The organism is Streptomyces sp. (genome assembly GCF_031181705.1).
Lineage (GTDB): Bacteria > Actinomycetota > Actinomycetes > Streptomycetales > Streptomycetaceae > Streptomyces.
Genome location: NZ_JAPSKN010000082.1, coordinates 10,314 through 22,650, shown reverse-complemented (window position 1 = coordinate 22,650; position 12,337 = coordinate 10,314). Strand labels below are relative to the sequence as shown.

Genomic DNA, 12,337 nt, shown 5'->3' with positions numbered 1-12,337 from the left:
CTTCGTCGGGGCGTGGGGCCATGTCGGGGCGTGGGGCTTTGCGCGGGTGCCCTGCCCGGTCCCCGGGGCCCGCCCGCCTCCCGAACCGGTCCTGCTCCTCGTGGCTCCGCCGGCACCGGAGCCCCACCCGGTCCCCGGCGCACCGCCGAAGCCCCCGGCCCTGCCCGCTGCTCCGGGTCGCCTGGTTCTCGGCCCCCGCCGGCCCCTAGCCTGCCCGGTCTTCGGCCCCGGCCGGCTCCTCGGCTCCGGCCACGTCCCCGGCCAAGGTCTCCTCCGGCTCCCCGGGCCTCTCCGGCAGGTCCGCTGCCAGGGCCGCGGCCGACTGGATCAGGGGCAGGGCCAGCAGACCCCCGGTGCCCTCACCGACCGTCACCCCGTGGGTGAGGAGCGGCTCCAGTGCCATCCGGTCCAGCGCCTTCGCCTGCCCGGGCTCCCCGCTGTCGTGCGCGGCCAGCCACCAGTCCGGGGCGCGGAACGCGATCCGCTGCCCGACCAGGGCGCACGCGGCCGTCACGACCCCGTCGAGCACCACCGGCAGCTTCCGCACCGCGCACTGCAGCAGGAACCCCGTCATCGCCGCGAGGTCGGCCCCGCCCACCGTCGCCAGCAACCGCAACTGGTCCCCGAGCACCGGCCGGGCCCGGCGCAGCGCGTCCCGGATCGCCGCGCACTTGCGCATCCACGCCAGGTCGTCGATGGCCAGTCCGCCGCGCCCGGTCACGACCGACGCGTCGACCCCGCACAGCGCCGCGACCAGCACGCCCGCCGCCGTCGTCCCGCCGACGCTCACATCGCCCAGGACGATGAGGTCGGTCCCCGAGTCGGCCTCCTCGTCGGCCACCGCGACCCCGGTCCGGAACGCCGCCTCCGCCTCCTCGGGACTGAGCGCGTCCTCGATGTCGATCCGCCCGCTGCCGCGCCGCACCCGGTGCCGTACGACGTCCCCGGGCAGGCTCTCGGGGTCGCAGTCCAGGGCCATGTCGACGATCCGCACCGGCACGCCCAGCCGGCGGGCCAGCACCGACACCGGCCGGCCGCCCTCCAGCACCTCGCGCACCAACTCCCCGGCGCTGCCCGCCGGCCGGGCCGACACGCCCAGCTCCGCGACGCCGTGGTCACCGGCGAAGAGCACCACCCGCGGCCGCTCGACCGGCCGCACCGGCACGGCCGACTGCGCCGCCGCCAGCCACTCACCCAGGTCGTCGAGCCGGCCCAGCGATCCGGGCGGCACGACCTGTCGCTCCCGGCGCGCCTCGGCGTCTCGGCGGATCCCACCGTCCGGACGCTCGATCAGATCGGAGAAGTCGTCGAGATTAAGCGAGCTCATTCGCCGAACAGTACCGGCACCGATCGAACAGCACGGCGCCACATCACCACACCGCCGGGACGACGTCGTTGCACCCGGCACCGGCATCCCATACGTTCCGTTTTGCAGCGGATTGTCGTGCCGCACCGGTCGTCCACCGACCCCCCGCCGGACGACCCCGCGTACGCCCTAGCGCCCGGGAGCCGCCCATGCCCGCACATCCCGCCTCCTCCGCCGCCCCCTCGGCCGCCCCCGCCCCGCAGGCGACCGCACGGGTCCACGAACCGCGCCGCGAGGACTGCCCCTGGTGCGGTTCCGCCCGGCTGCGCAACCGGCTGCGCACCGGTGACCTGCGGCAGTACAAGCCGGGCGGGTTCACCGTCGACGCGTGCCGGGACTGCGGCCACACCTTCCAGAACCCCCGCCTGACCGCCGAGGGCCTCGCCCTGTACCACCGGACCGCGCGCGGGGCGCCCAAGGACCCGGCCAGCGACGGACTGCTCGCCCTGCGCGGCAGCCGCGGACGGCACCGCTCGGCCGCCCGCGCGATGCGGCGCTTCGGAGAACCGGAGAGCTGGCTGGACGTGGGCACCGGCCACGCCCGTTTCCCGGCGACCGCCCGCGAGTTCTTCCCCTACACCGCGTTCGACGGCCTGGACCCCTCGCCCCGCGTGGTCCGCGCCCGCTCGGCCGACCGCGTCGAGGAGGCCCACGTCGGGCGCCTGACCGACCCCCGGATCGCGGCGCCGCTGCGTGACCGCTACGACGTGGTCAGCATGCTCCACCACCTGGAGGGCACGCCGGATCCGCGGGCGGAACTCCGGGCGGCCCTGGGCGTCCTGCGCCCGGGCGGCCACCTCCTGGTCGAGACCCTCGACCCCCGCAGCGTCTTCGCCGCGCTCCTGGGCCGCTGGTGGCTCGCCTACGACCAGCCGCGCCACCTCCACCTGATGCCCCCGCGGAACCTGCGGGCCGAACTGGAGGCGGCCGGCTGCACGGTCGTCACCGTGGACCACCGCTCCGCGCACGTCCCCCACGACCTGTCCGGCGCCCTGGCCCTGACCCTCTCCCACGCCCTGCCGGCCCCCGACACGCCCTGGCGGGCGATCCCGCCGCCCGCGGTGCACCGCCACGCCCGTGAGGCCCTGCTCCGCGCGGGCATGCCGCTGGTGGCCCTGGCGGCGCTGGCCGACCACCTCGTCGCCCCGGTGGCCCGCCGTACCCGCTTCGCGAACGCCTACAGACTGATCGCCCGCAAGGCCGCCTGACAGGGGCGTCCTGGCCCGTCAGCCCCTGAGCACCACGGCCTGCCCGGCCACCACCAGCAGCACGTGCTCGCACTCGTCCGCGAACCCCGCGTTCAGCCGCCCCAGTTCGTCCCGGTACCGCCGGCCCGACGCCGTCGCCGGGACGATCCCCGACCCCACCTCGTTGGACACGGCGACCACCGTCCGGCGCGTGGCCCGCACCGCCTCCGTCAGCTCCCGCACCCGCTCCCGCAGCACCTTCTCGCCCCGCTCCGCCCACACCGCGTCGTCCCACGCCCCGGCCGCGTCCATCGCGTCCGTCAGCCACAGCGACAGGCAGTCGATGAGCAGCGGCGGCCCCTGCGCCTCCAGCAGCGGCACCAGATCGCAGGTCTCGGCCGTCCGCCACGACCCGGGCCGCCGCTCCCGGTGCGCGGACACCCGCGCCGACCACTCGGTGTCCCCGTTGCGCGATCCGCCCGTCGCCACGTACAGCACGTCCGGGAAGGCCTCCAGGCGCCGCTCGGCCTCCACGGACTTCCCCGACCGGGCCCCGCCCAGCACCAGCGTCCGGCGCGGCACGTCCGGCACGTCCTCGTACGCCCCGACCGCCAGCGCCGCCCCGTCCGGCACCGCACGCGCCCCGGCCGCCGCGAGCCGCCGCCCGAGCTCCGGGCCCGGGGGCACGTCGTGGTCCAGGTGCACGGCTACCAGGTCGGTCGTCGGCCCCACCGCCCCCACCGCCCGCAGCTTCGCCAGCGCGTCCGGCCGCCCCACGACGTCCAGCAGCACCATGTCGTACGGCTCGGCCGGCTCCTCCAGACCCGCCGGCGCCCCGCCCGGCGGCAGGTACAGCAGCCGCTGCCCCTCCGGTCCGGTCACCGCGTACCCGGTGCCCGGCGCGTCCAGCGCCACGGCCCGCACCCGGTGCCCGGTCAGCAGCGTCAACTCGCGTCCGTCCGGCACCCGCCCCGGCTGCGGCAGCCCCGCGGGCACCTCCACGGCGGGGCCGTCGTGCGGATGCGACAGCAGCACCTGCCGCACGCCGGTCAGCGACCGGCCCGCGCGCGCCGCGGCGAACGCCGCCCCGGGCGTCAGGTCCAGCAGCAGCACCCCGTCCAGGAGCAGCGCGGTGGCCGCCCGCGCGTCCGGCCCCAGAGCGGTCGCGCAGACCGCGCAGGGACAGTCGGGGCGGGGGAGTCCCGCGGGCGCACCGGTGCCGAGCAAAGTCAGTTCCACGCCCCGATTCTCACCCGCGAGCATGCGACACGCGTGTCGGCAACGTCCCCGAAGGGGCGCGGGGAACTGCGCGACCAGCCCTGACGACCCGCACAGACCGATAACCCCGCACATCCGGCCACATGTCCCGCCCCACCCGCGGAGCGCATAGGCTCGGATCGGGAGCCGGACCTGCATCCGGCTTTTCGCTGTGCAGTGTGCTCACACATGGGAGGCGTACATGGCGGCATGGACGTGGCGGTTCGAGAAGACCGACGGGACGGAGGTCGAGCCCGCGGTGCCGCCGGAGGAGTTCCCCACCCAGGGGGACGCCGAGTCCTGGATCGGGGAGCACTGGAAGGCACTGCAGGAGGGCGGCGCCGACCAGGTGCGGCTGTTCGAGGACGCCACGGAGATCTACGGGCCGATGAGCCTGCACGCGGCCGAGGCGTGAGCCGCGGGGCGGGGGCCCCGCGGCCCTCGCCCACCCCGGTGGCCCGGTCCGTCCGGCGTCAGCCCCGTACGCCGCACAGGTGCAGCAGCGCCGCCACCCCGCGGTACGGGTCCGTCCGCCCGGCCTTCTCCTCCACCGCGAGGAGCGTCTCGAGGTCGGCCGGGGCCTCGGCGCCGTCCGCCGCCGTGTCGGTGAACACCCGCACCCCGTACCAGGTGTGCAGCGGCGCCCCGATCCCCGCGAGCGTCGCCGTGAGGTCCTTCAGCCGGTCGGCCCGTACGTCGAGCCCGAGCCGGTTCCGGTAGGCCGTCGTGTCGAACGCGGCCAGCGCGCCGGCCCAGTCGCCGGACAGCCCCGGCCGCATCGCCAGCGCGTCCCCGTTGCGTACCAGGAGCGACAGCAGCCCGCCCGGCGCGAGCATCCGGGCCAGGCCCGCCAGCAGCGGGTCCGGCTCCTCGACGTACATGAGCACGCCGTGGCAGAGCACCACGTCGAAGCTGCCGGGCAGGAAGTGCACGCCGGTGTCCCGGCCGTCCCCCTCGATGATCCGCATCCGCTCCCGGATGCCCTCCGGTTCCCCGGCGAGGGACTGACGGGCCGCGGCGATCATCGTCGCGTCCTGCTCCAGACCGGTCACCTGGTGCCCGGCCCGGGCCAGCCGCAGCGCCTGCGTGCCCTGGCCCATCCCGACATCGAGCACCCGCAGCCGCCGGCCGACCGGGAAACGCCCGACTATCTGCTCGTCCAGCTGGCGGGCCACCAGCTCCTGCCGGACGACATCGCGCAGCCCGCCCAGCTTGTCCAGCCAGGCCTCGGCCGCGCCCCCGGAGAACGGCGTCGTGGTCAGGGCCGCTCTCCGCGCTTGACCTGCGGCTTCGGCAGCCGGAGCCGACGCATCTGGAGGGAGCGCATCAGGGCGTAGGCGACCGCGCCGCGCTTGTTCTCGCCCGCGAAGCGCTCGTTCAGCTGCTTCTTCAGACGGAAGGCCGTCACGAACGAGTCGAGCACGATCAGCACGATCACCACGAGCCACAGCAGCAGCGCGATGTTCTGCAGCGCCGCCACCCGCACCATGCTCAGCACGAGGATGACCACGGCCATCGGCAGGAAGAACTCCGCGATGTTGAACCGCGAGTCGACGAAGTCCCGCGCGAACCGGCGCACCGGCCCCTTGTCACGGGCGGGCAGATACCGTTCGTCGCCGCTGGCCAGCGCCTGACGCTGGCGCTCCAGCGCGGCACGGCGCTCCTCGCGCTGGCGCTTGGCGGCCTCCTTGCGCGTCATCGAGGTGTTGGCGACGCTGCGGCGCTGGGACTGGGCCTCACTGCGCTTGGGCGTGGGCCTGCCCTTCGGGGCCTGCGGGTCGCGGGGCTGCTTGGAGAAGTTCACCGGCGCCTTGTCGGCGGCCTGGGTCTTCTCATCCTTCGCACGGCTACGGAACACAAAACCCAAGGGTAAGGGCTTGACGGGCATGGACCCCAGTCCCGTGGGGAACGATCCGGCAACGCCAGTCGTCAGTAAGGGGGACAGAGGGGACGTTGTGCGCGCACCCGGTCGTCTCCGGGACGTACGCCCCGGCGACCCCGGGGGCCACCTACTCCTTACGCCGGAGCGGGAGCGCACGCAGTCGTCCTTGGGGATGAGCGCATCCGTCCCCGAACAGTGCGGTAATGGATGCAGGGCCCGTACTGTGGGTTCTGTCGCAGGAGCTGGAGCCGGAGTCGGTCAGAAGGGGGCGCGCGAAGCCCATGAGCGGTGTCATGAAGCGTATGGGGATGCTCTTCCGCGCGAAGGCCAACAAGGCCCTTGACCGGGCCGAGGACCCGCGCGAGACCCTCGATTACTCGTACCAGAAGCAGCTGGAGCTGCTCCAGAAGGTGCGCCGCGGCGTCGCCGACGTGGCGACCAGCCGCAAGCGCCTGGAACTGCAGCTGAACCAGCTGCAGTCGCAGTCCACCAAGCTGGAGGACCAGGGCCGCAAGGCGCTCGCGCTGGGCCGTGAGGACCTGGCCCGCGAGGCGCTCTCCCGCCGGGCCGCGCTCCAGCAGCAGGTGACCGACCTGGAGACCCAGCACGCCACGCTCCAGGGCGAGGAGGAGAAGCTCACCCTGGCGGCCCAGCGGCTCCAGGCCAAGGTCGACGCCTTCCGCACGAAGAAGGAGACGATCAAGGCGACGTACACGGCGGCCCAGGCGCAGACCCGCATCGGCGAGGCCTTCTCCGGCATCTCCGAGGAGATGGGCGACGTCGGGCTGGCCATCCAGCGCGCCGAGGACAAGACGGCCCAGCTCCAGGCCCGCGCCGGCGCGATCGACGAACTGCTCGCCTCCGGCGCCCTGGACGACCCGTCCGGCATGCACAAGGACGACATCCAGGCCGAGCTGGACCGGCTCTCCGGTGGTACGGATGTAGAGCTGGAACTGCAGCGCATGAAGGCCGAGCTCGCCGGTGGATCAAGCGGTGGGCAGCAGGCCATCGAGGGTGGCACGAGCCAGCAGCAGTCCCCGCAGCAGCCGCAGGACACCCCGCGCTTCGACAAGCAGTAGGGGCCCACGCCTAGGAGGGCGACATGATCGTACGGATCATGGGGGAGGGCCAGGTGATTCTGGCCGACGGCCATCTCGCCGAGCTCAACAAGCTGGACGACGAGCTCCTGGCCGAAGTGGAGAGGGGCGACGGCCCCGGCTTCCGCCGCACCCTCCACGCCCTGCTGGCCAGGGTCCGCGACCTGGGTGAACCCCTGCCCGACGATTCCCTGGAACCCTCGGATCTGATCCTGCCTTCTCCGGACGCGACGCTGGAGGAGGTCAGGGAGCTGCTCGGCGACGACGGCCTGATCCCCGGATGACCGGGCCGCTCCGCACCGCACCGCCGGGTCGCGCACCCGCCCGCCCCGGCCGCGGTGCCGAGCACCTCACACCCGGCCCCGTATCCCCCCACACCCGCCCCGGCTACCGTGAACACCCGTGAGCACCCTCGCGCGGGCCCGCTGCCGGGCCAAGGCGCACCCCCTGGCCATGGACGCCGTCCTCGCCGCAGCCGTCCTGGTCTGCATGGTCGCCGGCTCGTTCGTCGAACCCCGCCACCGCGACAGCGTCAGCTGGGTCCTGCGCACCCCCGACCCCCTCAGCCTCGTCCTCATGGCCCTCGGTGCCGCCGCCCTGGTCTTCCGCCGCCGCGCCCCGATGACCGTCCTCGCCCTCACCGGCGCCGTCTCCGTCGCCGAGTCCGTCACCGGTGACCCCCGCGCCCCCGTCGCCATGTCCGCGGTCATCGCCCTGTACACCGTCGCCTCCACCACCGACCGCCCCACCACCTGGCGCGTCGGACTGCTCACCATGACCGTGCTGACCGGCACCGCGATGGCCGCCGGCAGCCTGCCCTGGTACGCCCAGGAGAACCTGGCGATCTTCGCCTGGACCGGCATCGGCGCCACCGCCGGTGACGCCGTCCGCAGCCGCCGCGCCTTCGTCCAGGCCATCCGCGAACGCGCCGAACGCGCCGAACGCACCCGCGAGGAGGAGGCCCGCCGCCGGGTCGCCGAGGAGCGCCTGCGCATCGCCCGGGACCTGCACGACGTCGTCGCCCACCACATCGCCCTGGTCAACGTCCAGGCCGGGGTCGCGGCCCACGTCATGGACAAGCGTCCCGACCAGGCCAAGGAGGCCCTCGCGCACGTGCGTGAGGCCAGCCGCTCCGCGCTCAACGAGCTGCGCGCCACCGTCGGCCTGCTCCGCCAGTCCGGGGACCCCGAGGCCCCCACCGAGCCCGCCCCGGGCCTGGACCGCCTCGACGAACTCACCGGCACCTTCCGCAACGCCGGCCTGCACGTCGAGGTCGCCCGCGCCGACCAGGACACCACCCTCCCCGCCGCCGTCGACCTGGCCGCCTACCGGATCATCCAGGAGGCCCTCACCAACGTGCAGAAACACGCCGGGCCGCAGGCCAGGGCCGAGGTCAGCGTCGTACGGGTGGGACCGAACATCGAGATCACCGTCCTCGACGACGGCGGCGGCGAGGACCGGGCCCCGGACGGCGGCGGGCACGGGCTGCTCGGCATGCGCGAGCGGGTCACCGCCCTGCGCGGCACCCTCACCACCGGTCCCCGCTACGGCGGGGGCTTCCGCGTCCATGCGATCCTGCCCGTCAAGGGCCGTACATCCACCGGGGAGGACCCCGCATGACCATCCGTGTCCTGCTCGCCGACGACCAGGCGCTGCTGCGCAGCGCCTTCCGCGTGCTCGTCGACTCCGAGCCCGACATGGAGGTGGTGGGCGAGGCCTCCGACGGAGCGGAGGCGGTACGGCTGACGAAGGAGCAGCGCGCCGACGTCGTCCTCATGGACATCCGCATGCCCGGCACCGACGGACTCGCCGCGACCCGCATGATCAGCGCCGACCCCGCCCTCGCCGGCGTCCGCGTGGTCATCCTGACGACGTTCGAGGTGGACGACTACGTCGTGCAGTCGCTGCGCGCCGGCGCCTCCGGCTTCCTCGGCAAGGGCTCCGAACCGGAGGAGCTGCTGAACGCCATCCGCATCGCGGCCGGCGGCCAGGCCCTGCTGTCCCCGGCGGCCACCACGGGCCTGATCTCCCGCTTCCTCGCCCAGGGCGACCCGGCCGACGACAACCGCGACCCGGCCCGCGGCGAGCGGCTCGACTCGCTCACCGTGCGCGAGCGCGAAGTGCTCGTCCAGGTCGCCGGCGGCCACTCCAACGACGAGATCGCCGAGCGGCTGGAGGTCAGCCCGCTGACGGTGAAGACGCACGTCAACCGCGCCATGGCCAAGCTGGGCGCCCGCGACCGGGCCCAGCTGGTGGTCATCGCCTACGAGTCCGGCCTGGTCCGTCCAAGGGTGGAGTGAACCCGGCCCGGCCGTACTGCGGCGGGAGTAGGCGCCGCATAAGGAACGGGACCTGGGGCCTACGAATCGGGCCCCGGCCATGGCTCAGGGTGTAGGGGCGGGCGCTCATCTGCGCGCCCGCTGCCGCTTCTGCCGTTAAACAGAAGAGAGATCCTGACCCATGTCCTGGCTGTCGAGATTCAGCCTCGCGCAACGCGCCCTGATAGGCCTGATGTCGATCATCGCGCTCGTCTTCGGGGCGATCGCGATACCCCAGCTCAAGCAGCAGCTGCTGCCCACCATCGAACTGCCCATGGTGTCCGTGCTGGCGCCGTACCAGGGCGCGTCGCCGGACGTGGTCGAGAAGCAGGTCGTCGAACCCATCGAGGACAGCCTCGAAGCCGTCGACGGCATCAGCGGCGTCACCTCCACCGCCAGCGAGGGCAACGCCGTCATCATGGCGTCCTTCGACTACGGCAACGACACCAAGCAGCTGGTCGCCGACGTCCAGCAGGCCGTCAACCGGGCCCGCGCGCAGCTCCCGGACGACGTCGACCCGCAGGTCGTCGCCGGCTCCACGGACGACATCCCGACCGTCGTCCTCGCCGTCACCTCCGGCCGCGACCAGCAGGCCCTGGCCGACCAGCTCGACAGGACCGTCGTGCCGGACCTGAAGAGCATCGACGGGGTCGGCCAGGTCACCGTCGACGGCGTGCGGGACGTCCAGGTCACCGTCACGCCCGACGACGCGAAGCTCGCGAAGGCCGGCCTGAGCGCGCAGTCCCTCGGCCAGGCCCTGCAGGCGGGCGGCGCGACCGTCCCGGCCGGCTCCTTCGACGAGGGCGGCGCCAACCGCACCGTCCAGGTCGGCGGCGGCTTCACCTCGATCGAGCAGATCCGCGACCTGCGGATCAAGGGCGAGCCCGGCAAGGGCGAGCCGGTGCGCCTCGGCGACGTCGCCACGGTGAAGCAGCAGGAGGCCCCGGCCGACTCCATCACCCGCACCGACGGCAAGCCCTCCCTGGCCGTGGCCGTGACGATGGACCGTGACGGCAGCGCGGTCGCCATCTCCGACGCCGTCCAGGACAAGCTCCCCGACCTGCGCAAGGACCTCGGCTCCGGCGCCACCCTCACGGTCGTCAGCGACCAGGGCCCGGCCGTGTCCAAGTCGATCAAGGGGCTGACCACCGAGGGCGCGCTGGGCCTGCTCTTCGCGGTCCTGGTGATCCTGGTCTTCCTCGCCTCGATCCGCTCCACCCTGGTGACGGCGGTGTCCATCCCGCTGTCCGTGGTCCTCGCCCTGATCGTGCTGTGGACGCGCGACCTGTCGCTGAACGTCCTCACCCTGGGCGCCCTGACCATCGCCATCGGCCGGGTCGTCGACGACTCGATCGTGGTCCTGGAGAACATCAAGCGCCACCTCGGCTACGGCGAGGAGCGCCACTCGGCCATCCTCAACGCGGTGCGCGAGGTCGCCGGCGCGGTGACGTCCTCCACCCTCACCACGGTCGCCGTGTTCCTGCCGATCGGCCTGGTCGGCGGCATGGTGGGCGAGCTGTTCGGCTCCTTCAGCCTCACGGTCACGGCCGCGCTGCTGGCGTCGCTGCTGGTCTCCCTGACGGTCGTGCCGGTCCTGTCGTACTGGTTCCTGCGGCCCCCCAAGGGCACCCCCGAGGACGCGGACGAGGCCCGCCGGCTGGCCGAGGAGAAGGAGGCCAGGAGCCGACTGCAGCGCGTCTACGTCCCGGTCCTGCGCTTCGCGACCCGCCGCCGCCTCACCAGCGTGGCCATCGCGGTCGTCGTCCTGGTCGGCACGTTCGGCATGGCGCCGCTGCTGAAGACGAACTTCTTCGACCAGGGCGAGCAGGAGGTCCTCACCGTCAAGCAGGAGCTGAAGCCCGGCACCAGCCTGGCCGCGACCGACGCCCAGGCGAAGAAGGTCGAGAAGCTGCTCGCCGGCACCGAGGGCGTGAAGGACTACCAGGTCACGATCGGCTCCTCCGGCTTCATGGCGGCCTTCGGCGGCGGCACGGACTCCAACCAGGCCTCGTACCAGGTGATGCTGGAGGACTCGGCGTCCTACGAGGACGTCCAGGAGCGCATCGAGAAGGGCCTGGCCGGGCTGAAGGGCATCGGCACCACCACCATCGCCGCCGGTGACGGCTTCGGCGCCCAGGAGCTGAGCGTCGTGGTGAAGGCCGCCGACGCCGACGTCCTGCGCACGGCGTCCGAGGAGGTCCGCGAGGCGGTCGCCTCCCTCGACGACGTCACGGACGTCACCAGCGACCTGGCCACCAGTGTCCCGCGCATCTCGGTGAAGGCCAACGACAAGGCGGCCGCGGCCGGCTTCGACGACCAGACCCTCGGCGCCGCCGTCGCCCAGGCCGTCCGCGGCACCACCGCGGCCAAGGCGGTCCTGGACGACACCGAGCGCGACGTCGTCATCCGCTCGGCGAAGCCCGCGCGGACCCTGAAGGAGCTTCAGGACCTGCGCCTGGGCGGCACGGTGAAGCTCGGCGACATCGCTACCGTGCGGCTGGTCGACGGGCCGGTCTCCATGACCCGCATCGACGGCCAGCGCGCGGCCACCATCACCGCGAAGCCCACCGGCGACAACACCGGCGCGGTCAGCACCGAACTCCAGTCGAAGATCAACGCGCTGAAGCTCCCGGACGGCGCCACCGCGTCGATCGGCGGTGTCTCCGAGGACCAGGACGAGGCGTTCGCCAACCTGGGCCTGGCGATGCTGGCGGCCATCGCGATCGTCTTCCTGCTGCTGGTCGGCACCTTCCGGTCCCTGGTCCAGCCGCTGATCCTGCTCGTGTCCATCCCGTTCGCCGCCACCGGCGCGATCGGCCTGCTGGTGGCGACCGGCACCCCGATGGGCGTCCCGGCGATGATCGGCATGCTGATGCTGATCGGCATCGTGGTCACGAACGCGATCGTGCTGATCGACCTGATCAACCAGTACCGCAGGCAGGGCCACGGCATCGTCGAAGCCGTGGTCGAGGGCGGCCGGCACCGTCTGCGGCCCATCCTCATGACCGCCCTGGCGACCATCTTCGCCCTGCTTCCGATGGCCCTCGGCATCACCGGCGAGGGCGGCTTCATCGCCCAGCCGCTGGCCGTGGTGGTGATCGGCGGCCTGGTCACCTCGACGCTGCTCACCCTGCTGCTGGTGCCGACGCTGTACGCGATGGTCGAACTCCGCAAGGAGCGCCGGGCGAAGAAGCGCGCGGACAAGCGGGCGAGGAAGGCGGGGGACGGGG

The 12,337-nt window shown here is 73.5% G+C and carries 11 protein-coding genes; 7 read left to right on the top strand and 4 right to left on the bottom strand.

Features of this window, described 5'->3' with window-relative positions; translation table 11 throughout:
* Positions 1–205: 205 nt before the first annotated feature.
* Positions 206–1,327 (bottom strand): nicotinate-nucleotide--dimethylbenzimidazole phosphoribosyltransferase, encoded by a 1,122-nt coding sequence (cobT, locus tag RIN80_RS16980; RefSeq protein ID WP_309096448.1) that lies wholly within the window; start codon positions 1,325–1,327, stop codon positions 206–208.
* A gap of 188 nt (positions 1,328–1,515) precedes the next feature.
* Between cobT and RIN80_RS16975 the strand changes: the two genes are divergently transcribed.
* Positions 1,516–2,574 (top strand): class I SAM-dependent methyltransferase, encoded by a 1,059-nt coding sequence (locus RIN80_RS16975; protein WP_309096447.1) that lies wholly within the window; start codon positions 1,516–1,518, stop codon positions 2,572–2,574.
* An 18-nt stretch (positions 2,575–2,592) separates the two neighbouring features.
* Here RIN80_RS16975 and RIN80_RS16970 read toward each other — a convergent pair whose 3' ends face one another.
* Positions 2,593–3,792, bottom strand: a complete 1,200-nt coding sequence (locus RIN80_RS16970) for a bifunctional adenosylcobinamide kinase/adenosylcobinamide-phosphate guanylyltransferase (RefSeq protein ID WP_309096446.1) — start codon at positions 3,790–3,792, stop codon at positions 2,593–2,595.
* Positions 3,793–4,012: 220 nt separating this feature from the next.
* Here RIN80_RS16970 and RIN80_RS16965 point away from each other — a divergent pair, with 220 nt between their 5' ends.
* Positions 4,013–4,225 carry a hypothetical protein gene (locus tag RIN80_RS16965; RefSeq protein ID WP_309096445.1) on the top strand — a complete coding sequence of 71 codons (213 nt, stop codon included), beginning with the start codon at positions 4,013–4,015 and terminating at the stop codon, positions 4,223–4,225.
* A 58-nt stretch (positions 4,226–4,283) separates the two neighbouring features.
* Here RIN80_RS16965 and RIN80_RS16960 read toward each other — a convergent pair whose 3' ends face one another.
* Together RIN80_RS16960 and RIN80_RS16955 are read right to left on the bottom strand one after the other, a co-directional pair.
* The gene (locus RIN80_RS16960; RefSeq protein WP_309096444.1) at positions 4,284–4,985 is read right to left on the bottom strand and encodes a methyltransferase domain-containing protein; all 702 of its coding nucleotides are present in this window, start codon (positions 4,983–4,985) and stop codon (positions 4,284–4,286) included.
* 83 nt (positions 4,986–5,068) lie between these two features.
* Positions 5,069–5,668, bottom strand: a complete 600-nt coding sequence (locus RIN80_RS16955) for a DUF3043 domain-containing protein (protein WP_309096443.1) — start codon at positions 5,666–5,668, stop codon at positions 5,069–5,071.
* Between the two features lie 317 nt (positions 5,669–5,985).
* On the opposite strand from RIN80_RS16955, the gene RIN80_RS16950 reads away from it, so the two are divergent.
* From RIN80_RS16950 to RIN80_RS16930, 5 genes are all read left to right on the top strand, one after another.
* Complete coding sequence (locus RIN80_RS16950; protein ID WP_309096442.1) at positions 5,986–6,771, top strand: PspA/IM30 family protein; 786 nt, start codon at positions 5,986–5,988, stop codon at positions 6,769–6,771.
* A gap of 23 nt (positions 6,772–6,794) precedes the next feature.
* Positions 6,795–7,073: a hypothetical protein gene (locus RIN80_RS16945; protein WP_309096441.1), complete on the top strand. Its 279-nt coding sequence runs from the start codon at positions 6,795–6,797 to the stop codon at positions 7,071–7,073.
* A gap of 118 nt (positions 7,074–7,191) precedes the next feature.
* Positions 7,192–8,409 carry a sensor histidine kinase gene (locus RIN80_RS16940; protein WP_309096440.1) on the top strand — a complete coding sequence of 406 codons (1,218 nt, stop codon included), beginning with the start codon at positions 7,192–7,194 and terminating at the stop codon, positions 8,407–8,409.
* Positions 8,406–9,089: a response regulator transcription factor gene (locus RIN80_RS16935; protein WP_309096439.1), complete on the top strand. Its 684-nt coding sequence runs from the start codon at positions 8,406–8,408 to the stop codon at positions 9,087–9,089. The genes RIN80_RS16940 and RIN80_RS16935 overlap by 4 nt, the downstream gene beginning before the upstream one ends.
* 160 nt (positions 9,090–9,249) lie before the next feature.
* Positions 9,250–12,337: efflux RND transporter permease subunit (locus RIN80_RS16930; protein ID WP_309096438.1), on the top strand; the 3,088-nt coding region annotated here is incomplete at its 3' end.

What these genes read in the sequence shown, in the direction of transcription:
- cobT (WP_309096448.1), bottom strand. Translation starts at nt 1,327, where the DNA reads ATGAGCTCGCTTAATCTCGACGACTTCTCCGATCTGATCGAGCGTCCG.
- RIN80_RS16975 (WP_309096447.1), top strand. Translation starts at nt 1,516, where the DNA reads ATGCCCGCACATCCCGCCTCCTCCGCCGCCCCCTCGGCCGCCCCCGCC.
- RIN80_RS16965 (WP_309096445.1), top strand. Translation starts at nt 4,013, where the DNA reads ATGGCGGCATGGACGTGGCGGTTCGAGAAGACCGACGGGACGGAGGTC.
- RIN80_RS16950 (WP_309096442.1), top strand. Translation starts at nt 5,986, where the DNA reads ATGAAGCGTATGGGGATGCTCTTCCGCGCGAAGGCCAACAAGGCCCTT.
- RIN80_RS16945 (WP_309096441.1), top strand. Translation starts at nt 6,795, where the DNA reads ATGATCGTACGGATCATGGGGGAGGGCCAGGTGATTCTGGCCGACGGC.
- RIN80_RS16935 (WP_309096439.1), top strand. Translation starts at nt 8,406, where the DNA reads ATGACCATCCGTGTCCTGCTCGCCGACGACCAGGCGCTGCTGCGCAGC.